Here is a 21,314-nt window from a genome sequence, read left to right as displayed (position 1 = left end):
GCAACGCCGACGCCGCCCCAACCACCAGCAGGAGGCCGGGTCGTGGTGAAGGGCCACGCGACTCAGCCGACGGCTCGGCGATAACCGACAACCACATCGGCGCACACCTCGAGCGCCCGGGTCATCACCGGCTCGTCGGCCGGCTTCACGCTGAAGAGGGCACGGGAGATCCCGAGGCCCGCGAGTCGTTCGAGCTCGGCAGGCTCCTTGGGTGCGTTCGTGATCGCCAGCTCGATCGTCGCAGGGTCACGCCCCGCCGTCAGCGCGGCGGCGTGCAGCTCGGTGATGCCTCGCTCCAGCTCGTAGCGCCCGTAGTTCGGCATCCACCCGTCTGCCAACTCGACGATGTCTGCATACGTCTTCGGTCCGGGCCCGGCGCCGACGACGATCGGTGGGTGGGGCTCCTGGACGGGCTTCGGCCATGCCCAGCTGCGCTCGAAACGAACGTGCTCGCCCTCGAAGCTCGCCTCTTCCTGTGTCCAGAGCGCCTTCATCGCCAGAACCTTCTCGCGCAGGATCGCCCGCCGCTGCGAGTACTCGACGCCGTGGTGGAGCATCTCCTCCTTGTTCCAGCCGTACCCGACCCCGAACAGGAATCGCCCACCGGACAGGGCGTCGAGGGAGGCGACCTGCTTGGCGAGCCAGAAGGGGTCGTGCTGGGCGACGAGACACACCCCGGTACCGAGCCGCAACCCCGTCGTCGTCGAGGCGATGGCGGCCAGTGCCACCATCGCGTCGTACCCCTTCCGGTAGTGGGCCGGCAGGGGCGGAGCCCCCGGCCTTCCACCGAACGGGCTGAGCCGGCTCGTCGGGATGTGGCTGTGCTCGGAGAGCCACAAGGACTCGAATCCGAGGTCTTCGACCACCCTCCCGATCGCCACCGCTTCCATCGCCCCGTCGGCGGCGAACGTCAGGACGCCGAACCTCAAGCTGTTCCTCCTTCGAACTCCCGCAGCATCGCACGCCGGACCTGTTGACGCGTTGATACCGTCAGCCTTAGAGTGCAAACGCTAGCAATGCTCCGCAACGGTTTGCGGTGCGTTGCATCCGCCTACCGGACGCCGACGCGGGCGCCAGAGGCGGGGCGCCGCCGGGGGCGCCGGGAGAACGACAGATTCGCGACAACACGAGGGCGCGATCAACGCCATCCGAGGAGGGCTCATGTCGAGGAAGGGCATCATCGCCATCTCCCTCGCGCTGCTGGCCATCGCCAGCGCGTGCGGCGGGTCGGGCGATGCGACGACAACTACGGCGGCTGTCACCACGACGGCTCCGGCGGCAACGACCACGACGGCGGCCGGCGAGACGACGACCACGGCGGCCGGTGAGACAACGACCACGACGGCGGCGCCCATCGAGATGATGGACCTCAACATCGCGCTGTTCCCGTCTCTCGACTACGCGGCGTTCTACGTCGGCCTCGAGGCCGGGATCTTCGAGCAGCACGGGCTCAACGTCAACGTGGAGCACATCTTCACCGGCACCGGGCTCTTCTCGGCGATCACGAGCGGCTCGAAGGACCTGGCGACGAACTCGCTCACGTCCGGGGCGGTCGCCATCACGAACGGGCTCCCCCTCAAGCTGGTGAGCCTCGCTTCGAACCAGCCGATCGAGGGCAACACCGAGGTGCTCGTGCGCCAGGACAGCCCCATCGAGAACTGGATCGACCTCGAGGGCGCAGACGTCATGTCGATCAACCTGCAGGGCCTCTTTCACCTCGGGGTCCTGCTCGCAGTGGAGTCCGAGGGCGGCGATCCGGCCAGCGTCAACTCCCTGCCGAACAGCCCCACCGACGCCCCTCCCGCGCTCGAGGCGGGCAGAGTCGACGCCATCGTCATCCAGGACCCGTTCCTGGCGCTCACGAAGGCCGAGTACGACTTCAGGGTGCTGGGCAACCCGTTCAGCGCATTCGAGTTCCAGCTCCCGGTCGGCAACTTCTGGACGTCGATCGAGACCGCCGAGGCGAAGCCGGAGCTGCTGCGCCGGTTCAAGGAGGCTCTGGCCGAGTCGACGGAGTACGCGCTGGCGAACCCGGACCTGCTTCTCGGGGTGATCCCGACGTACACCGACCTCGAGCCGGACCAGCTCGGCACGATCACGTTGCCGGACTACGCGACGGAGATCAACGAGGAGGGTCTGCTCGCCATGTTGGAGAAGATGCTCGGCTACGGTTGGATGACGTACATCCCGAGCCCGACTCAGATCATCGCCGACCTGTGAGCCATGCCGGAAACCACTGAGCCGACGCCAGGAGGCCTGCCTTGTCGAGCAAGCTGAGTGTCCTCGACCCAACGGGATACCCACCGACGATTACGGCGAGGGGTCTGGCGCCCGCGCTCGATTCGCTCGACGACAAGACGGTCTTCCTCGTGGACATCGGCTGGGAGAACTGCGACGTGTTCGCCCACCAGCTCGAGGGCTGGTTCTCGGAGCACCTCCCCAAGACCGAAACGAGGGTGGTCAAGTGGCGTGACCAGCATCAGCCGGACCCCGAGCTGTCCGATCAGATCCGCACGGAGGGCGACGCCGCCATCCTCGGCGTCGGCCTCTGAAGCATGTGTGCGCCGGAGGTCTCCGGTCATGCGATCCGATTGGAAGCCGACTACGGGGTGCCCACGGTTGCGGTGCACGCCGACGTCTTCGCTCGTCTCGTCGACTCCGTCGTCAAGGTGAACGGCATGCCGGGCGCCAGGCGGGCATTCGTCCCGACCCCGGTCCTCAACAAGACGCCGGGCGAGTTGCGAGCGTACGTCGAAGGAGACGACCCGTACCGCAAGCGGCCGTTCATGTCCGTCGTGATCGACTCGCTCACCGATCCGGTCCCCATGGAGGACCTCAGGGGCGTCTCCTTCGATCGCTCGACCGCCCGCCTCGTGGAGCCGGACATGGAGGAGGACCTCCACCGCGCCTTTCGGGAACGAGGGTGGACGGACTACCTGCCCATCGTGCTGCCGACCGAGGAGCGCGTCGAAGCCATGCTCGCCGGCACGAGCCGGCGGCCCGACGAGGTCGTCGGCCGGATGCGCCCCACCGGGTACCGGGAGCTCTGGGAGTACACGGTGGAGAAAGTGGCCGTCAACGCGGTCATGGCAGGCGGCGACCCGGCGTACTTCCCCGTGATCCTCGCCCTGGCATCGACCGGCTTGACCGCCCGCCAGAGCAGCACGTCCTCCATGGCGAACATGGTGGTGGTGAACGGCCCGATCAGGCACGAGATCGGAATGAACATGGGTCTCGGCGCGCTCGGGCCCTACAACCACGCCAACGCCACCATCGGCCGAGCGTATGGGCTGCTCTCCCAGAACGTGCAGGGCGGCTCGGTGCCCGGCGAGACGTACATGGGAGCGCAGGGGAACAGCTTCGCGTACAACAGCGTCACGTTCGCGGAGAACGAGGAGAACAGTCCGTGGGACCCGCTCCACGTCCAACATGGCTTCGCGCCGGACGAGAGCACCGTGACGAGCTTCTACGTCTGGGGGAACACCTGGACCGAGGGGCTCCGCAGCACGTGGCAGGAGAAGGTGAAGGCGATGCTGGGGAGCATGGACCCCTACCTCGGCTGCATCCTCGTGCTGGACCCGATCGTCGCCAAGGAGTTCCACCAGCTCGGATTCGCCACGAAGGACGAGCTCATCGACTGGATCCACGAGAACGTCCGGATCCCGGCAAAGCGCTACTGGGAGACCTTCTCGATGCGCAACCTCATGAAGGAGGTCGCGGCACAGGGTGTCGAGCCGTACGCCTCCTACCTGGCTGCCGGCCCCGAAGAGCTCATACCGTCGTTTGAGAAGGACAGGATCAATGTCGTGGTCGTCGGCGGCTCGAGCAACGGGCAGTGGAGCTCGTTCAACGGCCGCCCACTCGACCCGAGGTTCAGGAACCAGCCGTCGGACCCGGTGACGGTTTCGATCGAGCCGTGGCGTTGACGATGCCGGCCGGGGGCATCGCCCCGGTCAGTTGAGACGCCTGCCGGAGAGGGCGCCGCCGAGACGAGGGAGTTGACGGTGCCCGACAGAGAGATCGCCATCATCGGAGGCGGAGTCGCCGGCGCCACTGCCGGTCTCTTCGCGGCACGCAACGGGAGAGATGTCGTGATCCTCAACGGCGGGTTGCCGGGAGGCCAGCTCCTCAACATCTCCGCCATCGAGGACTTCCCGGGCTTCCCGGAGGGCGTAGCGGGATTCGATCTGTGCCCCTCGGTGCAGGATCAGGCGATGAGTGCCGGCGCCGCTTTCGAGATGGCCGACGTGACGAGCCTCTCCCAGTCGGGAGGAGCCTGGTCGATGACCACACCGGCCGGAGAGCTGTCGGCTGGTGCCGTGGTCGTGGCGTCGGGATCGCGCCCCCGCACCCTGGGACTCGACCGCGAGGAGGAGCTGACGGGACGTGGCATCAGCCACTGCGCCAGCTGCGACGGCCCGCTCTACCGCGGCCAGGTCGTCGGGGTGGTCGGGGGAGGCGACTCGGCGCTCCAAGAGGCCATCGAGTTGACCGGGCACGTCGACCAAGTCGTCCTCTTCCATCGCGGCCCGGCGTTCTCCGGCCAGAGCACGTACGAGACGAGGGTGCTCGGGAACAGCAAGATCGTTGTCCGCTTCAGCACGGTGGTCGACGAGATCCTCGGCGCGGCCGCCGTCGAGGGCGTGCGGTGCCGCGCCACATCAGGAGGCGATGCCGAGGACGTGAAGCTCGGCGGGCTGTTCGTGTACGTCGGCAGCGAGCCGAACTCCTCCTTCCTGCCGGCCGAGCTCGCCCTGGATCACCACGGGAGGATCCCGACGGACGCCCGGATGAGAACGGCGTTGGGCGGACTGCTGGCAGCGGGCGACATCCGCAGCGAGTCCGCTGCCCAGGCGGTTGCCGCCGCAGGCGACGGGGCGACGGCCGCCGTGACCGCCCACCGCTACCTGGCGGGCGAGCCCTGGCCGGGAAGCCTGGGCTGAGAGGACGGTCGTGTCAGATACGAACCACGCTCAGGTCACCGCGATCGACCATGACATCGGTCAGATAGAGGCCGAGGCAGCCCTGCCCGCAACCGCGCCGTCGGAGCGCGACCGCGGGTGGGCGTTGCCGATCCTCGGGACGCTCGGCATCGTCACGGTGGCGGAGCTGCTGGTGCGCGGCGGCATCATCTCGACGGGCTTCCTCCCGGCTCCGTCGACGATCTTCCGGGCACTCGTCGAGGAGATGACCACGAGCGAGTTCTGGATCGCGGTCTTCGACACCCTGAGGGGCTGGGCGCTCGGCTTGGGCCTCGCCATCCTGCTCGCCGTGCCGCTGGGCATCATCGTCGGCTCGAACGTGTACGTCTACCGATCGACTCGGTTCATCGTCGACTTCATCAGGCCGATCCCGTCGATCGCGATCCTCCCGGTCTTCATGCTCGTCTTCGGGATCGGGTTCACACTGAAGGTCTACATCGCGACGCTGGCTTCGTTCTCACCTCTGTTCTTCCAAACCATGTACGGCGTGCAGGACGTCGACCCGGTCGCCAGGGACACCGCCAGGGCATACCGGCTCGGCAAGGTGATCACGTTCTTCTTCGTGAAGCTGCCGGGCTCCGCCCCGTACATCGCGACCGGGCTGCGGCTGTCGGCCTCGATCGCACTGCTGCTCGTCGTCGGCACCGAGATGGTCGTCGGACTGCCGGGGCTCGGAAACAACATCATCAGGGCCCAATACGCCCTCAACCTGCCGCGCATGTACTCGATGATCGTGATGAGCGGACTCCTCGGCATCACCATCGCCTGGAGCTTCTCGCGGATGGAGCGGTGGCTGCTGCGGTGGCACCCGTCCCAGGTGAAGGAGGCGACGGTATGAGCAGGCGGTCCTCCTTGCTCGCCGTGGAGATCGCCTCCCCGATCGCACTCTTCGCCGCCTGGTGGTTCCTGAGCCTCGACACCACGTCGCCGTTCTTTCCGCCCCTCAAGCATCTGGTCCAGGTGTTCAAGGAGACCTGGACCGTCGAGAACATCAACGAGTATGTGGTCCCGAGCTTGCTGAACTTCGGGGTCGGCTTCATCCTCGCCGCCATCGTGGGCACGTCCCTCGGCGTCGTGCTCGGGCTCTACCGCCCGGCGAGGAGGGCAACGGCGCCGACGATCGACTTCCTCAGGTCGATCCCGGCGCCCGCCATCATCTCCGTGATGATCATCCTGCTCGGTTTCGGGGACGGGATGAAGATCGTCGCCATCACGTTCGCGTCGACGTTCCCGGTGCTCCTCAACACCATCGATGGAGTGCGCGGCGTCGATCAGCAGCAACTCGAGATGGCTCGTGCCTACAGACTGCGCCGGCGCGACGAGATCTTCCGCATCACGCTCCCGGCGGCGACACCACAGATCTTTGCGGGGCTGCGGACCAGCCTGGCGGTAGCCCTGGCCGTCATGGCCTTCTCCGAGATGTTCGCCGGAACCGACGGGCTCGGCTTCTTCATCATCTTCGCCCAGGCCACGTACCGCACGTCCGAGATGTACGCCGGGGTGTTCATGCTCGGACTGCTCGGATACGCCGTGAACCTGATCTTCGTGACAACCGAGCGCAGGATCCTGCGGTGGCACAGAGGGTGGCGAGCCTCGGAGCTCGAGACACATGGAGGTCAATGAATGACCGCGGAGCTGGAGGTTCGATCGCTGCAGAAGGCGTACGGGACGGGCCCGGACGCCGTGCTCGCCATCAGGGAGATGTCGTTCGAGGTCGAGACGGGCGAGTTCTTGTGCATCGTCGGGCCCTCGGGCTGCGGCAAGACGACCCTGCTGAAGTGCCTCTCCGGTCTGATGGCGCCCACGGCAGGAGCGGCGTACCTAGCAGGCGAGCAGGTGGTCGGGCCCCCGGACGCTCTCTCTCTCGTGTTCCAGGACTACAGCCGCTCGCTCCTGCCATGGATGACGGTCTGGAAGAACGTCACCCTGCCGCTGCTCGCCAATGGGGTCGGCAAGCCGGCGCGCGCCGAGAGGGCTGCGGAAGCTCTCGAGGCCGTCGGGCTGACCGACTTCAGAGACCACCACCCATGGCAGCTCTCCGGCGGGATGCAGCAGCGCGTCGCCATCGCCAGGGCGCTGGCCTACCAGCCTCGCATCCTGCTCATGGACGAGCCGTTCGCCTCCGTCGACGCCCAGACGAGGGGCGACCTCGAGGACCTGGTCCTCAGCGTGCACGCCCGGTTCGGGATCACCGTCGTGTTCGTGACCCACGACATCGACGAGTCCGTGTATCTCGCGGACCGCATCGTCGTGCTCGACAAGCGGCCGACGACCGTCCGGGAGATCGTGCCGGTCTCGCTACCGAGGCCTCGCGACCAGGCAGCCACCCGCGAGCTTCCGGAGTTCGCCCACCTCAGAGGCCAGGTCTTCCGGCTCATCAAGCGCGCCGAGACCGAACCGAGCTGACGGCTGGCAACCGGCAGCCGGTGCGCTGCGCAGCCACCCACCCAACCATCGTCGCCTCTCACGCCGCCACAGGCTGTTAGCCGTTGACGGGGGCGACTCGCCATGGTTACGATGCAAACGCTAGCAATGCGCCGCAACGGTTTGCGGAGCGTTGCAGGAACGTACGTGTGTTCGTTTCGAAGGGACTCAGCCATGCGAGGAGGGCTCATGTCCAAGAGAGCTATCGGATTGGTGCTCGCGATGTTGATCGCGAGCGCGTGTGGCGGGTCTGCCGAGACGACGACGACGGCGCCGGCTGCGTCGTCGACGACCGCGGCTCCCACGACGACGACGGGTGCACCGTCAACGACTGCGGCCGGCGAGACCACGACCACGACCGAGGCACCAATGGAGGCCATCGACATCACGGTGGCGCTCATCCCGATCCTGGACTTCGCCCCGATGTACGTGGCGCTCGACGAGGGGATATTCGAGAGGCACGGCCTCAACGTGACCCTGCAGGAGATCTTCTCCTCACCGGGGCTCGTCTCGGCGGTCACGAGCGGCAGTGCCGACATCGCCACGACGTCTGCGACCCAGGCGGTGACCGGGATCTCGAACGGCTTGCCGATCAAGATCGTCTCCGGAGGATCCATCAGCCCGACCGAGGGGAACACCGAGATCCTCGTGCGAGAGGACAGTGACATCGAGACGTTCGGGGACCTGGCCGGCAGGACCGTGAACGCCGTCGCATTGCAGGGACTGTTCCACCTCGGGACGCTCAGCGCCGTGGAGAGCGACGGCGGGGACTGGATGACGGTCGAAGCCATCCCAGGCCAGCAGCCCGACCTCGGCGCCCTGCTCGACTCCGGACGAGTCGACGCCATCGTGATCCAAGAGCCGTTCCTGAGCCAGTTCAAGGCTGAGTTCGCCTTCCGCACCCTCGGGAACCCATACGCCAAGCTCGGCTATGCGATTCCGGCAGGCGTGTGGATCTCGTCGATCGAGCAGACCGAGAACGAGCCGGAGACCATGCGGCGCTTCAGGGCCGCCATGGCAGAGGCGAGCGAGTTCGCCCAGGCGAACGACGCCATCGTTCGAGCCAAGGTCCCGGAGATCACGTCCCTGACCGCCGAGCAAGTGGCGGATCTCGCCCTGCCGACGTTCGCCGGCGAGATCCCCGAGGAGTCGATGACGTCGATGGGCAACAGCATGCTCGCCTACGGTTGGCTCGGGTATCTGCCCAGCATGAACCAGCTGATCTGGCAGGACCCGGAGGGATGATCCCCTCCGGGTTCGCCCGGACGACGTAGGAGGAATCGAGTGTCGGGCAAATTGACAGTGCTCAATCCCGAGGGCTATCCGCCGAAGGTGCTCGCCAAGGGCCTGGCGCCCTCCCTCGACGAGCTCGACGGCAAGACGATCTTCCTCGTCGACGTCGGGTTCGAGAACTCGGACAACTTCATGGTCCAGCTCCAGTCGTGGTTCGGCGAGCGCCACCCGGGCGTTCGCACGAAGCTCGCCAAGTGGCGGAACCAGCACCTTCCCGACCCCGAGCTCTCCGATCAGATCAGGACGGAGGGTGACGCAGCCATCCTCGGTGTCGGCCTCTGAAGCACGTGCGCGCCGGAGGTCTCCGGCCACACGATGACACTGGAAACGGAGTACGGGGTCCCGAGCATCGGCGTGCACGCAGACGTGTTCGCGCGCCTCGTCGACTCCGTCGTCAAGGTGAACGGCATGCCAGGCGCCAGAAGGGCGTTCGTCCCGACCCCGGTGCTCAACAAGTCCGCCGCAGAGCTGCGCACGTACATCGACGGCGACGATCCCGTTCGCAAGCGGCCGTTCGCGGACATGCTCGCCGAGCTGCTCACCAAGCCGCTGGATGCCGACGAGTTGCGGGGAGTCGGATTCGATCGCTCGATACCGCGCCTCGTGGAGCCGGCCACGGAGGACAACCTGCAGCGGTTGTTCCGGGAGAGCCATTGGACCGACTACCTGCCCGTCGTCCTCCCGACCGAGGAGAGGGTCGAGGCGATGCTGGCGGGCACGAGCCGCCGGCGGGACGAGGTCGTGGGCCAGTTGCGCGCCACTGCGTATCGAGAGCTGTGGGAGTACACGGTGGAGAAGGTGGCGGTCAACGCCGTCATGGCAGGGGCAGAGCCGTCGTACTTCCCCGTCATCCTGGCACTCGCCTCCACCGGCATCTCGGCCAGGAACAGCACCACGTCGTCGTCTGCGTCGATGGTCGTCGTCAACGGACCCATCAGGCACGAGATCGGCATGAACATGGGCCTCGGCGCGCTGGGACCGTACAACCAGGCCAACGCCACGATCGGCAGGGCGTACAGCTTGCTGTCGCAGAACCTGCAGGGCGGCTCCGTACCCGGCGAGACCTACATGGGTTCCCAGGGGAACAACTTCGCATACAACAGCCTCACATTCGCCGAGAACGAGGAGGCCAGCCCGTGGGAGCCGTATCACGTCCAGCAGGGCTTCCGCCCGGACGAGAGCACGGTCAGCACCTTCTACGTCTGGGGCAACAACTGGACGGAGGGCCTGCGCGCCACCTGGCAGGACAAGATCAAGGCGATGCTCGGTGGCCAGGACCCGTTCCTGGGAACGATCCTCGTCATGGACCCGATCGTCGCCAACGAGTTCAAAGGCCTCGGCTTCGACACGAAAGAGAACCTCATCGACTGGGTCCACGAGAACGTGCGCGTCCGAGCCGACGTGTACTGGGACAGCTACACGGCGAAGACGTTCACGCGCGAGGCGGCCGAGCTGGGCATCGAGCCGTACGCCTCGTACATGACGGCGCCTCCCGACGAGATGCTGCCAACCTTCCAGCCCCACCAGATCGCCATCGTGGTCACGGGGGGATCGAGCAACGGCCAGTGGAGCTCGTTCAACGGCGAGCCGCTCGACGTTCGCTTCCGGAGGCCGACCGACAGGCACATCGCCTCGGTCGACGAATGGAGATGACGCGGTGGATCTGATGCGGGCCGCCGTCCTCGCCGAGCCGGGACGACCCGTCGAGATCGAAGAGATCCCGATCCCCTCGCCCAAGAGGGGAGAGATCCTCATCAGGGTCGAGGCGTGTGGCGTGTGTCACACCGACCTGCACGTCATGAAGGGTGACGTTGCGTTCCCGACGCCGTGCGTGCTCGGCCATGAGGTGGCTGGGGAAGTCTTGGAGTTGGGAGACGACGTCGGCCAGGTCGAGGTGGGAGACAGAATCGTCACCAGCTTCATCATGCCGTGCGGCACGTGCCGGTACTGCGGCGAGGGCCGCGACGATCTGTGCGAGACGTTCTTCGCGATGAATCGATTGAACGGGACGCTCTACGACGGGACGAGCCGGCTGACGAGACCCGACGGGTCGAAGCTGGCCATGTACTCGATGGCGGGTCTCGCCGAGTACGCGGTGACCCCTGCGACGGCGGCTTTCCGACGCGCCGCCGACGCCGGGGCGACCGAGTCGGCCATCCTCGGCTGCGCCTTCTTCACCGCCTACGGTGCCGTCCGCCATCGCGGCCAGGTCGTCGCCGGCGAACGGGTCGCCGTCATCGGGACCGGCGGCGTCGGCTCCGGGATCGTCCAGTTTGCCGCCGCCTTCGGAGCATCTCAGGTGATCGCCGTCGACGTCGCAAGCGACAAACTGTCGCACGCCAGGGACAACGGGGCGAGCGACACCGTCGACGCCAGCATGACCGACCCGGTGGAAGCCGTCAGAGAGCTCTCGGACGGGGGCGTCGATGTGGCGTTCGAGGCCATCGGCCTCCCGCAGACGTTCGTGCAGGGGACCGAGATGGTGCGGGACGGCGGCCGCTTCGTCGCAGTCGGAATCGGGGCCAAGGGCGCCCAGGCTCCGATCGAGATCACGCGGATCGTCCGCAGAGCGATCACGGTGATGGGCTCGTACGGCGGGAGGGTTCGCCGGGACATGCCGCAGGTCGTGAGGATGGCGGAGCTCGGCAGGATCAGGCCGGCCGCCACGGTCACCAGGACCTTCTCACTGGAGCAGACCGCCGAGGCATACGACCTCCTCGAACACGGAGAGATCCGGGGTCGCGCCGTCATCGCGATGTGAGCTCAGGCTCCGCCGGAGGCGAGCACTGCCCCCGGCTCCGAACGACTCACGGTGCGTGCCGTGCTCCGTCCTCACGATGCTGCGAGATCCGCCGCCGGCCGGCGCCTTCGGGCAGTCGATCACGCCCTGACCTCGAGGGGGCGTGCCGCTCGGGTGTGCGGCGAGAAGAGCGTCTTGATCTGCGACTGCGTGCCCGATGCCATCGGCTCGATCCCGGACGTGAGAAGCTCATCGAGGGGGTAGACGGTCGGAGCGACACTGCGCCACTGCTCTCCGCCGCTCTCGAGCAAGTCGACGGCCGTCGGGAAGTCTGCCGAGAACACGTGGGCCATCGTCCCGATGAGGGTCTTCTCACCAAACGTGAGCAGCTTGAAGTTCAAGGTGGCCGGTCGTGGCTGGTGTCCGACGACGACGACTCTGCCGTTGTCGGCCACGAGCTCGAGGGCGGCGGCGAGCACCGGCTCGGTCGCCGTGCACTCGAACACGATGCTCGGCTTCGGCACGGTGTCGCCGACGAGGGCGGCGAGGTCTGCGCCTCGCTCGGCGCGCACCGTCGCAGATGCCCCGACTGCGGCGGCAGTCTCGAGCCGGCCGGCGTCGAGGTCGACCGCCACGACCCGGGCCCCTCGACTGGCGGCCGCATGTGTTATGAACGTGCCGATCCCCCCGGCGCCGAGCACGACGGCAACGTCATCCGCCTCGAGAGCGCCGCGGCGAGTGGCGTGAACCGCGATCGACAGGGGCTGCGCCAGTGCTGCGACGTCCGGGGTGATCGAACGCCCCACCAGGTTGAGGCAGCACCCAGCCGGAACCGCCACCAACTCGGCGAGGGCTCCGTCCCTGTGCAGTCCGACGGTCCAGTAGCGCAGGCACATGTTCGTCCTGCCTGCGAGGCACGGCGGGCACTCGCCACATGAGACGCCCGCACCACACGTCACGAGATCCCCGACCGAGAACCCGGCGACGTCGGCGGCGACACCGGCTACCCGTCCCGAGAACTCGTGGCCGGGGATGGTCGGACCTCGATGCCCGGTGATGGGGTGCCCCTCCTCGACGGGGAAGAACATCGGGTCATGCCGGTACTCCCCGACATCGGTGCCGCAGATCCCCGCCGCCAGCACCTCGATCAGCAGCTCACCATCGCCTATGGCCGGCTCCGGCCGCTCTTCGAGCCTGATGTCTCCAGGCCCGTGATACACCGCGGCGCGCATGTCGTGTCCTCTCGGTGTCGTTGTGGCGTCCCGGTCCGACAGGGGACGTCGCGCCGCATGCAAACGTTTGAAGGCGAACTTTATCCTCGCCGCCGAATCCGGCAAAACCGCCTGCACCGGAAGGGACGACACGCCCCGAGATGCTTTCCTAGAATCGGTCGACATGCCTGATGAAGCGCCGGGCGTCACGGAGGACCAGCTGGCAACGGACGGGAACAACGGTGAGCCGCCTGAAGATCTCCTCGACGACGTCCGCTACACACCGCGGGTGACCCTCCGCGAGATCGCAGCCCATGCCGGGGTCCACCCGGCGACCGTTTCGCGAGCGCTCAGTGACGAGAAGTCCGCCATGGTCTCGGACGCCACGAGGGCGCGGGTCGTCCGCAAGGCGGCCGAGCTCGGGTACGAGCCGAGCATCCCCGCCCGGACCCTCCGGCAAGGACGGTCGCAGACGATGGGCGTGATCGTTGCCGACCTCGGCAATCCCTACACGGGCCAGATCGTGCGAGGAATCGAGAACGCCCTCGAGGGTCGGGGAATCATGGCGCTCATCGCGGAGACGCAGGACGACATCGATCGTATGGGGCGAGTCCTCAACCACTTGTTCAGCCGGAGCGTCGACGCCATCATCACGACCGCGGCGAGGAACGGCACCGAGGCGGTGCTCAACAAGGCATATCGGAGAGTCCCGGTGGTGCTCGCCGACCGGTCGCTGCCCGGGTCCGACCTGAGGACGGTGGCGCCGGACGACGTGCTCGGCGCCCGGCTCGTGGCCGCCCACCTCGTCGAGCTCGGCCATCGCCGAATCGCATTGCTGCGTGGACCCTCCGGAGTGTCGTCCTTCGAGCGAAGGACGGACGGGTTCCGGGAGGCGATCGAGGCGGCGGGCGCCGAGCTCGTGGACCTGGACGACGAGGCCGCCGACCCGTCGATCCAGGAGGGCAGGCGGCTGGCCGGGCACATACTGTTGCTCGAGGAGCGGCCCACGGCTCTCTTCGCCGAGAACGACCTCATGGCGGTCGGAGCGCTCGATCGCCTCTCCCACTCCGGGGTGCGATGCCCTGAGGACATGTCGATCGTCGGATACGACGACCTGCAGCTCACCGAATTCACGTCACCGCCACTCACGACGGTCCGCCTCCCCGGATATCAGCTCGGTCGCTTCGCCGCGGAGATGGCCGTGTCGCTCTCCGAGGACGAGACGATCGAGGTCACCGACCTGACGCTGTCACCGAGCCTGGTCGTGCGGGGCTCCTCCGCCCCAGTGGGCGGCTACCCGCCGGAGGATTGACCGCCATCGGGGACGAGGCTTACATCGGGGAGGATGCACTGATCCGCAATGGTGTGCAGGGGTTGCAGCGTTTGGCGGCCCTCACACCGATCGAATCGCTACACCTGCCAGATCGGTTGGCACGGCACATCGAAAGGAGATTGACGTGGCTGTAGGCTTCATCGGCCTCGGGAGGATGGGGAGCAACATGGCGCGCAACGTGGGGCGCGCCGGCCACGACCTGGTCGTGTTCAACCGGACCAGTTCTGTGGCGGAGGAGTTCTGCCGCGTCGAGGGATCCGAGATGGCGGCGACTGCCCGCGATCTCGCAGACCGCTGCGACATCGTCATCTCCATGCTGGCAGACGGCGATGCCCTCCTCGACACCTACGACGGCGACGACGGTGTGCTCGCAGGGCTGCGCCCCGATTCCGTCGCGGTGGACATGGGCACCTCCGGGCCATCCGTCGTGAACGGGCTCAGGCCCCGGGTCGAGGAGAAGGGCGCCCACCTCGTCGACGCGCCTGTGTCGGGGAGCACGCCCGCCGCGGCCGAGGGCTCGCTCCTGATCATGGTCGGCGGTACGCCCGAGCTCTTCGATCGAGTCGCGCCCGTCCTCGCGGCGATCGGCAGCCCGGAGCTCGTCGGGCCCGCCGGCTCGGCGGCGACGTTGAAGCTCGCCGTGAACTCGATCCTCTACGGCCTCAACGAGGCACTCGCCGAGGCGGTCGTCCTCGCCGAGGCGTCCGGCGTCCCTGCCGAGACCGTGCTCGACATCGTCGGTCGGAGCGCGGCCGGCGCCCCGATGGTCCGCTACCGCAAACCGCAGTACCTCGACCCGGAGAACACCCCGATAACGTTCACCCTCGACCTGGCCGCCAAGGACATCGATCTGGTGCTCGAAGCGGCGGAGAAGGCCGGAACCTCGATGCCGCAGGGGGTGACGACGCGCCGAGTCCTCGGTGACATGATCTCGCGAGGATGGGGTGGCCAGGACCTCGGCTTCGTGATCGAGGCGATGCGGAGGATCGAAGCGGAGCGTTGAGCGGTCTGGGGACGCCCACGAGGGCCACCTATGATGCCTTTCGGTCCGTGCGGCTCGAGGTCACTCCTGCCGCAGCTGAGCCGGAGAGCCGGCGACGAGCGAGGACTCACCGGCGATCGAGCATATGGCGGTGATCGTGTCACAGGATCACAGCAAGAAAGACACCGTCACGTTGCACGACGTGGCGCGAGAGGCCGGCGTCCATGCGTCGACCGTTTCTCGGGCACTCGACCCCGCCCGGGACTTCAAGGTCAAGGAGTCGACCCGGCAGCGCATCATCGACGTTGCCGGCCGCCTCGGATACCGACCCCACATGGTTGCGAGATGGCTCCAGAGCGGGCGCACGGCCACGGTGGGCATCGTCGTCGCCGACCTGGGGAACACCTTCGTCACCCCGATCATCCATGGCGTCGCCGGCTCGATCGAAGGAGCGGGAATGCTGGCGATCGTGGCGGAGACCCTGGACGACCACGCCCGCTTCAAGAACATCCTCGACCACATGCTGAGCCGCAGGGTCGACGCGGTTGTCGCGATATCGGCCCGCGCCGACGACCAGGAGATCCTCGAGTCTGCTGGCAGGATCATTCCCGTGGTCATCGCAGCGCGGCCGCTCGACGAGACCGTCCTGCGCCAGGTCGTGCAGGACGACGTGATGGGAGGCGAGTCGGCGGCCGAGCACCTCGTCGAGTTGGGGCACCGCCGGGTGGCGCAACTGCGGGGACCCGACGACGTGGCGAACTTCGCCCGCCGCGCCATGGGCTTCTCGCGAGTGTGCCGAGCTCACGGGGTCGACGAGATCGAGCTGGGCGACCAGGCCCGCCGGCCGATCATCTCGGAGGGCAAGCGCCTCACGGAGCAGCTCGTCGACCGGGTCGACGAGCTCCCGACGGCGGTGTTCGCCCACAACGACCTGATGGCGATCGGGGCCCTCTCGGTTTTCGGCTCGGCGGGCCTGCGTGTGCCGGGGGACGTCTCACTCGTCGGCTACAACGACCTTCCGATGGTCGGGCTGCTTTCTCCCCCGCTGACGACCGTCCGCTACCCGAGCCTCGAAGTCGGCCAGCGCGTCGGCGAGGTCGTCTTGCAGTTGCTGGCGGGTCACGATGCCGAGGACATCATCATCCCCCCGACGTTCGTCGTCCGGGAATCGACACGCCGCGTCGGCTCGGCTTCGCTCACGCGAGTGGCCGGTGCGGGTCCTGGCTCGTGACGATCAGATCTCCGGGAGGTTGAAGCCGGACGTCGACACGACGTAGTCTCTCGAAGCGTGCGCAAGCTCTGCGACCTTGGCGACGTCGACACCGACGAGCTCCCCGGCGCGCTTCTTGGCCTTGCCTGCGATGAAGACTGAGTCGACGTTGCTCGTGTCCATTCCCCAGACCACGGCTCCGATCGGGTCATTGACCGGGAGAACGTTGATACGGTCGGTGCGCAGCATGATCACGTCCGCTTCCTTGCCCGGTGTGAGCGTCCCCGTCTTGTGGTCGAGCCCGTTCGCCTTGGCGCCTTCGATCGTCGCCCATCGGATGACGTCCCTGGTCGTCACCTGCTCGGGCACGTGCTCGGCGCCTCCGAGCTTGGCGTCGAACAGGAGAGCGTGCTGCAGCGAGATGACCGAACGCATCTGGGTGAAGAAGTCGGCGGGCACGTTGGTCTCCACGTCGACGCTCAGGCTCGGCTCGAGACCGCGATCGAGGAAGCGTTGGGTCGGCGGCATCCCATGACCCATCATCATCTCGACCGGGCACGCCAGGGAGACGCTCCCGCCCGTGTCGACGATCATCTGCACCTCGTCGTCGTTGAGCGTCGTGCAGTGGATGTACGTCGTGTCTGGGCCGAGGAGCCCCGCCCGACCCATCTCACCGACTTTGTCGAACTTGCCGAAGGAGCCGACTCCGACGTGCGCGGTGATGCGTGCTCCCACTTCCCTGGCGAGCTCCCAATGGCTCTGGGCCATCTCGAACGGTATGAACTCCGGCCCGGGCGTGGCGTATGCGAGGGTCAGCATCTGGTCCTGCGAGCTGAAGTGGTTGGCCGCGATCGCTCTGAACCAGTTGTCCTGCTCCTCGTCCGGGGCCTTCCACCATGGGTTCCCGTAGGCGAACACGGCCCGCAAGCCCGAGTCCTTGAGCGCCTGGATGACAGCTTCCGAGTGGTCGGGGGTCGCCTGGATGTGCGACCAGTCGAGCAAGGTGGTGATCCCGGCGTCGATGGCGCCGAGGGCGCTGATCAGGTCGCCGGCGTAGGCGTCCTCCGGCCTGTAGACCGGGGCGAGCACGTTGAGGATGAAGGCGAGGTAGCTCACGTCGCCCTCGAGGGGGACATCGGTCCCGATGTTCCTGAGGATGCCCTCCCAGATGTGCCGGTGCGTGTCCACGAACCCGGGCATCACGATGGTGTTCGAGGCGTCGATGACCTCGGCGTCGCCCGCCTCGATCTCCGGCGCGACTGCGGTGAGCTTCGACCCTTCGATCAGCACGTCTCCCTTGCGGAAGTTGCCAACCTCGGGATCGAGGCTGAGGACGGTCCCACCCTTCAGCAACGTTCGATCTTCTGCCATCGGCTCCCTCCCGTGGTGACGCTCCGTGACGAACGGCAATCTCATTTCAAACGATTGCACTCTTCTCGACAACCCTAGGATCGGGCTGTGGACCACGCAACAGCGGCGGATGGAGGGCGGCGGAGGCTTGATACGATGGGGGACCGTTCCATCGTGCAAACGTTTGCCCAGAGATCAGAGTCTGGAGGGCCGGACCATGGATGAGTTTCCGACGGCGACGACGCCGGCACCTGGCGTCATGGGGGTCGATTGGGAGGTCCGAGTCGACTTCGAGCGGCTCAGGACGTTCCGTCTGGGACGGATTCGTGAGCAACTCGAAGCCTCGGGGCTCGGCGCCCTGCTGCTCTTCGAGACCTCGAACATCCGCTACGCCACGGCGACCCAGATCGGCTACTGGGCATTCAACAAGGGTGAGAGGTGGGCGCTCGTCACGAGGGATGGGCGACCGAAGGTGTGGGACTTCGGCTCCGCGGCCAAGGCTCATCGGCTGCAACTCCCCCACCTGTTCGACGAGACGAACTCCGTCGGGGGGAACACTGGCCTCCAAGGGGCGATCGGGCCCGAGGCGGGCCTCCACGGGCGAGCCGCCAAGGAGATCGCGGCCGCCCTCCACGATGCCGGAATCCCATCGGAGCCGCTGGGTGTCGACATGGCAGAGACCTCCGTGTTCCTGGCGCTCCAGGCAGAAGGCCTCCAAGTCGTCGATGGTCAGCAGGCGATGATGCGGGCCCGCGAGATCAAGTCGCCGGACGAGGTCGTGCTCCTCTCCCAGGCGTCGGCGATGGTGGACGGCGTCTATCAGGACATCTTCGAAGCACTCAAGCCGGGCATCCGCGAGTCGGACATCGTGGCGCTGGCGCACGCCAGGCTGTTCGAATTGGGGTCGGAGTTCGTGGAAGCGATCAACTCGATCGCAGGCGAGCGGTGCTCACCTCACCCGCACGTCTTCTCCGATCGTCTCATCCGCCCGGGCGATCAGGCGTACTTCGACATCATCCACGCCTTCAACGGTTACCGGACGTGCTACTACCGGACGTTCGCCGTCGGCCGGGCGACGATTTCGCAACGAGATGCCTTCAAGCAGGCGCGCGAGTGGATGGACGCCGCCATCGACCTCGTGCGCCCGGGCAATACGACGGACATGATCGCCAAGGTGTGGCCGCGGGCGGAAGAGTTCGGGTTCGTCGACGAGATGGACGCCTTCGGGCTGCAGTTCGGTCACGGTGTCGGAGTGGGCCTCCACGAGCGGCCGATCATCTCCCGGCTCAATTCGCTGGACGACCCCATCGAGATCGAGGAGGGCATGTACTTCGCCCTCGAGACGTACGCCCCTGCCGGTGACGGCAAGTCGGCTGCCCGCATCGAGGAGATGATGATCGTCACCGAGGACGGCCCTCAACTCACGACCCTGTTCCCGTGCGAGGAGCTCCTCGTCGCCAACGAGTACTGATGTCGTGTCAGGCGGCGGCCGGCGGGTGACACGCCCGTGGTCGTGGTCGGGTGCCCGTTCCCGAGGCGACCGTCAGGGTGGGCCCTTCCCGACCGCGGCCTGCAGCGCCGCCCACACCCGCTGCGGCTGCAAGGGGATCTGGAGATCCGTCACGCCGTACGGTGTCAGCGCGTCGATGGCTGCGTTGACGATGGCTGCCGGCATCCCGATGCAGCCGCCTTCACCCGCTCCTTTGGCGCCGAGGTCGTTCGAAGGCGCCGGACTGACGATGCGATCAGAGGAGACGTCCACCCGCAGAGTGGCCTGAGGCATCAGGTAGTCCATGAACGTCACTGTGAGGGGCTGGCCTGACTCGTCGTAGCGCATCTCCTCGAAGAGGGCGGCGCCGACGCCCTGCACGATCGAGCCGACGAGTTGGCCCTCGATCGACATCGGGTCGAGGACGTTGCCGACGTCGTCGACCGCCACCATGCGATCGATCGTCACCAGCCCGGTCTCGATGTCGACCTCCACCACGGCGGCATGCACGCCGTACGGGAACGTCTGAGCGCCCGGAACGTAGAGCTCCTCTGAGAAGAGACTCTCCCCGGTGCCCGCCGCCGCTGCGGCGACCTGGGCGAGGGTGACCGCGGCTCCGGGGACGCCTGCCACCCGGAACTCGCCGCTCGCCACTTCGACGTCAGCCTCGGCTGCCTCGAGCATGCGGGCCGCTACGGCGACCGCTCGGCCGCGCACGAGACGCGCCATCCGGAGTATCGAGGATCCGGCGAGCTGCACCGAGCGGCTGGCGTACGTGCCGGTGCCTTGTGGTACCTCGGCCGTGTCCCCCATGTGGAGGGCGACGGTGGCGGGATCCACGCCGAACACGCCGGCGGCGATGCTCCTCCACAGCGTCTCGTGGCCCTGCCCGGAGGGGGCGGAGCCGCTCCTCACGACGAGTGTGCCGTCGCCTGCGATGGCGGCCGAGGCGTACTCACCGGAGTCGATCGCCCCGCCCGCTCTCTCGATGAAGGAGGCGATCCCGATGCCGATGGGCGTCTCCCCGGCTGCTCGCCGCCTCGCCTGCTCGGCCCTGGTGCCCTCGTAGTCGAGCAACTCGAGAGCGCGATCGAGGGCAGCGCGGTAGTCGCCTGAGTCGTACGTCGCCCCCGTCGGGGTCTCGTGCGGAAGCTTCGTGATGAAGTTGACGCGGCGCACATCGACCGGGTCGAGGTGGAGCGCCCTGGCGACGGCGTCCATGGCGCGCTCGATGGCGAGTGCCGCCTCGGGCCTGCCGGCGCCCCGATAGGGCGCGATCGGCGCCTTGTTCGTGACGACACTCGTCAGCTCGAACACGAACCTGGGGATGTCGTACTGGCCGGCGGCGACGAGACGGGTGAAGAGGGCGATACGCGAACCGAGCTGCGGGTACGCCCCCGCCTCCGTCTGGAGACGCATGTGGGCCTTGTGGACCCGGCCCGCCTCATCCGCCCAGAGCGACACCCGGTGGCGCATCGCTCGTCCGTGAGTCCCTCCGGCGAAGATCTCCCGGCGCGGTTGGATCCATGCGACTGGGCGACGCTGCAGCAACGCAACCTTGCACGCCACGAGGTACTCCGGGTAGAGCCGCTTCATCCCGAAGGCGCCCCCGACGTCGGGAACGGTGACTCGTACCTGGTCCCGGACCAAGCCGAGTGCCTCGACGACGTCGTCCCTCATCTCGTGTGGAGCTTGATGGCCGACGTGGACGTGGAGGCCGTCTCCAACGGGGGTCGCCAGGATCGTCAGGGCTTCGATGGGAGACGGGGCGAGACGGGGATGCTCGACGTCGACGACCACCTCGACGAGGTCTCCGAGGTCCGGTTCCTCGCCCGCCTCGAGAGACGCCTGGGCGACGACGTTCGAGCCGGCGTTCGGGAAGAGGACGACGTCGTCCGCCACGGCGTCGTCGAACGTGAGCACGGAGGGGAGTTGCTCGATCTCCGGCCAGACCATCTCCGCCGCGTCCTCTGCCTGACGGGACGACCCTGCCACGACGACCGCAATCGGGTCGCCGGCGTACCGGACACGGTCGGTGACGAGTGGCCGACGCGGCATCTGGTGCGACTTGAACCACGGCGGCGATCTGTCCGGGATGGGATCGAGGGCGAGGTCGGCGGCCGTGTAGACGGCAACGACACCCGGCATCGAGAGTGCGGCTCCCGAGTCGATCGATCGCAGCTCTCCGTGGGCGACGGGGCTGCGCACGAACCAGAGGTGCAGAGCGTCGTCCGGCACGAGGTCGGCCACATACCGGCCGTTGCCGGTGATCAGGCGCTCGTCTTCGAAGCGTCGCACCG

Annotated in this window: 19 protein-coding genes; 15 read left to right on the top strand and 4 right to left on the bottom strand. The window is 67.4% G+C overall.

Annotated elements, in window-relative coordinates:
- Positions 1 to 62 precede the first annotated feature (62 nt).
- Positions 63 to 929: an LLM class F420-dependent oxidoreductase gene (locus tag VGC47_00465; GenBank protein ID HEX9853776.1), complete on the bottom strand. Its 867-nt coding sequence runs from the start codon at positions 927 to 929 to the stop codon at positions 63 to 65.
- Between the two features lie 232 nt (positions 930 to 1,161).
- Between VGC47_00465 and VGC47_00460 the strand changes: the two genes are divergently transcribed.
- From VGC47_00460 to VGC47_00410, 11 genes are all read left to right on the top strand, one after another.
- A complete protein-coding gene (locus tag VGC47_00460) occupies positions 1,162 to 2,220 on the top strand; it encodes an ABC transporter substrate-binding protein (GenBank protein ID HEX9853775.1) in 1,059 nt (352 codons plus the stop codon).
- A gap of 41 nt (positions 2,221 to 2,261) precedes the next feature.
- Complete coding sequence (locus VGC47_00455; GenBank protein ID HEX9853774.1) at positions 2,262 to 2,552, top strand: hypothetical protein; 291 nt, start codon at positions 2,262 to 2,264, stop codon at positions 2,550 to 2,552.
- Positions 2,553 to 2,591: 39 nt separating this feature from the next.
- Entirely contained in the window at positions 2,592 to 3,926 is a 1,335-nt protein-coding gene (locus tag VGC47_00450) for a UGSC family (seleno)protein (protein ID HEX9853773.1), read from the top strand.
- Positions 3,927 to 4,004: 78 nt separating this feature from the next.
- On the top strand, positions 4,005 to 4,943 hold the full coding sequence (locus VGC47_00445) for an FAD-dependent oxidoreductase (GenBank protein HEX9853772.1): 939 nt from the start codon (positions 4,005 to 4,007) through the stop codon (positions 4,941 to 4,943).
- 10 nt (positions 4,944 to 4,953) lie between these two features.
- A complete protein-coding gene (locus VGC47_00440) occupies positions 4,954 to 5,820 on the top strand; it encodes an ABC transporter permease (protein HEX9853771.1) in 867 nt (288 codons plus the stop codon).
- Positions 5,817 to 6,605 (top strand): ABC transporter permease, encoded by a 789-nt coding sequence (locus tag VGC47_00435; protein HEX9853770.1) that lies wholly within the window; start codon positions 5,817 to 5,819, stop codon positions 6,603 to 6,605. The genes VGC47_00440 and VGC47_00435 overlap by 4 nt, the downstream gene beginning before the upstream one ends.
- Positions 6,606 to 7,388 (top strand): ABC transporter ATP-binding protein, encoded by a 783-nt coding sequence (locus VGC47_00430; protein ID HEX9853769.1) that lies wholly within the window; start codon positions 6,606 to 6,608, stop codon positions 7,386 to 7,388.
- Positions 7,389 to 7,595: 207 nt separating this feature from the next.
- Positions 7,596 to 8,651, top strand: coding sequence for an ABC transporter substrate-binding protein (locus VGC47_00425; GenBank protein HEX9853768.1), 1,056 nt, complete (start codon positions 7,596 to 7,598; stop codon positions 8,649 to 8,651).
- 39 nt (positions 8,652 to 8,690) lie between these two features.
- Positions 8,691 to 8,981, top strand: coding sequence for a hypothetical protein (locus tag VGC47_00420; GenBank protein ID HEX9853767.1), 291 nt, complete (start codon positions 8,691 to 8,693; stop codon positions 8,979 to 8,981).
- 33 nt (positions 8,982 to 9,014) lie between these two features.
- Positions 9,015 to 10,352 (top strand): UGSC family (seleno)protein, encoded by a 1,338-nt coding sequence (locus VGC47_00415; protein HEX9853766.1) that lies wholly within the window; start codon positions 9,015 to 9,017, stop codon positions 10,350 to 10,352.
- A 13-nt stretch (positions 10,353 to 10,365) separates the two neighbouring features.
- The gene (locus VGC47_00410; protein ID HEX9853765.1) at positions 10,366 to 11,460 is read left to right on the top strand and encodes a zinc-binding dehydrogenase; all 1,095 of its coding nucleotides are present in this window, start codon (positions 10,366 to 10,368) and stop codon (positions 11,458 to 11,460) included.
- Positions 11,461 to 11,579: 119 nt separating this feature from the next.
- Here the strand turns inward: VGC47_00410 and VGC47_00405 are convergent, their stop codons facing one another.
- Positions 11,580 to 12,671: an alcohol dehydrogenase catalytic domain-containing protein gene (locus VGC47_00405; protein HEX9853764.1), complete on the bottom strand. Its 1,092-nt coding sequence runs from the start codon at positions 12,669 to 12,671 to the stop codon at positions 11,580 to 11,582.
- Positions 12,672 to 12,834: 163 nt separating this feature from the next.
- On the opposite strand from VGC47_00405, the gene VGC47_00400 reads away from it, so the two are divergent.
- The 3 genes from VGC47_00400 (at position 12,835) to VGC47_00390 (ending at position 16,196) form a co-directional block, all read left to right on the top strand.
- On the top strand, positions 12,835 to 13,962 hold the full coding sequence (locus VGC47_00400; GenBank protein ID HEX9853763.1) for a LacI family DNA-binding transcriptional regulator: 1,128 nt from the start codon (positions 12,835 to 12,837) through the stop codon (positions 13,960 to 13,962).
- Between the two features lie 145 nt (positions 13,963 to 14,107).
- Positions 14,108 to 14,986: an NAD(P)-dependent oxidoreductase gene (locus tag VGC47_00395; protein HEX9853762.1), complete on the top strand. Its 879-nt coding sequence runs from the start codon at positions 14,108 to 14,110 to the stop codon at positions 14,984 to 14,986.
- Positions 14,987 to 15,116: 130 nt separating this feature from the next.
- Positions 15,117 to 16,196 (top strand): LacI family DNA-binding transcriptional regulator, encoded by a 1,080-nt coding sequence (locus VGC47_00390; GenBank protein HEX9853761.1) that lies wholly within the window; start codon positions 15,117 to 15,119, stop codon positions 16,194 to 16,196.
- Between the two features lie 3 nt (positions 16,197 to 16,199).
- Here the strand turns inward: VGC47_00390 and VGC47_00385 are convergent, their stop codons facing one another.
- Positions 16,200 to 17,546 carry an amidohydrolase family protein gene (locus VGC47_00385; GenBank protein HEX9853760.1) on the bottom strand — a complete coding sequence of 449 codons (1,347 nt, stop codon included), beginning with the start codon at positions 17,544 to 17,546 and terminating at the stop codon, positions 16,200 to 16,202.
- A 196-nt stretch (positions 17,547 to 17,742) separates the two neighbouring features.
- Between VGC47_00385 and VGC47_00380 the strand changes: the two genes are divergently transcribed.
- Positions 17,743 to 18,996: a Xaa-Pro peptidase family protein gene (locus VGC47_00380; GenBank protein HEX9853759.1), complete on the top strand. Its 1,254-nt coding sequence runs from the start codon at positions 17,743 to 17,745 to the stop codon at positions 18,994 to 18,996.
- Between the two features lie 72 nt (positions 18,997 to 19,068).
- Here VGC47_00380 and VGC47_00375 read toward each other — a convergent pair whose 3' ends face one another.
- A complete protein-coding gene (locus VGC47_00375) occupies positions 19,069 to 21,312 on the bottom strand; it encodes a xanthine dehydrogenase family protein molybdopterin-binding subunit (protein ID HEX9853758.1) in 2,244 nt (747 codons plus the stop codon).
- Positions 21,313 to 21,314: the final 2 nt, after the last annotated feature.

It is taken from the genome of Acidimicrobiia bacterium (assembly GCA_036396535.1).
In the GTDB taxonomy this organism is placed as follows: domain Bacteria; phylum Actinomycetota; class Acidimicrobiia; order Spongiisociales; family UBA5794; genus DASWKR01.
This window is presented reverse-complemented; position numbering and strand designations above follow the sequence as displayed.

Coding starts and splice junctions, on each gene's coding strand:
- VGC47_00460 (HEX9853775.1), top strand. CDS start 1,162: ATGTCGAGGAAGGGCATCATCGCCATCTCCCTCGCGCTGCTGGCCATC.
- VGC47_00435 (HEX9853770.1), top strand. CDS start 5,817: ATGAGCAGGCGGTCCTCCTTGCTCGCCGTGGAGATCGCCTCCCCGATC.
- VGC47_00430 (HEX9853769.1), top strand. CDS start 6,606: ATGACCGCGGAGCTGGAGGTTCGATCGCTGCAGAAGGCGTACGGGACG.
- VGC47_00425 (HEX9853768.1), top strand. CDS start 7,596: ATGTCCAAGAGAGCTATCGGATTGGTGCTCGCGATGTTGATCGCGAGC.
- VGC47_00415 (HEX9853766.1), top strand. CDS start 9,015: ATGACACTGGAAACGGAGTACGGGGTCCCGAGCATCGGCGTGCACGCA.
- VGC47_00410 (HEX9853765.1), top strand. CDS start 10,366: ATGCGGGCCGCCGTCCTCGCCGAGCCGGGACGACCCGTCGAGATCGAA.
- VGC47_00405 (HEX9853764.1), bottom strand. CDS start 12,671: ATGCGCGCCGCGGTGTATCACGGGCCTGGAGACATCAGGCTCGAAGAG.
- VGC47_00400 (HEX9853763.1), top strand. CDS start 12,835: ATGCCTGATGAAGCGCCGGGCGTCACGGAGGACCAGCTGGCAACGGAC.
- VGC47_00385 (HEX9853760.1), bottom strand. CDS start 17,546: ATGGCAGAAGATCGAACGTTGCTGAAGGGTGGGACCGTCCTCAGCCTC.
- VGC47_00380 (HEX9853759.1), top strand. CDS start 17,743: ATGGATGAGTTTCCGACGGCGACGACGCCGGCACCTGGCGTCATGGGG.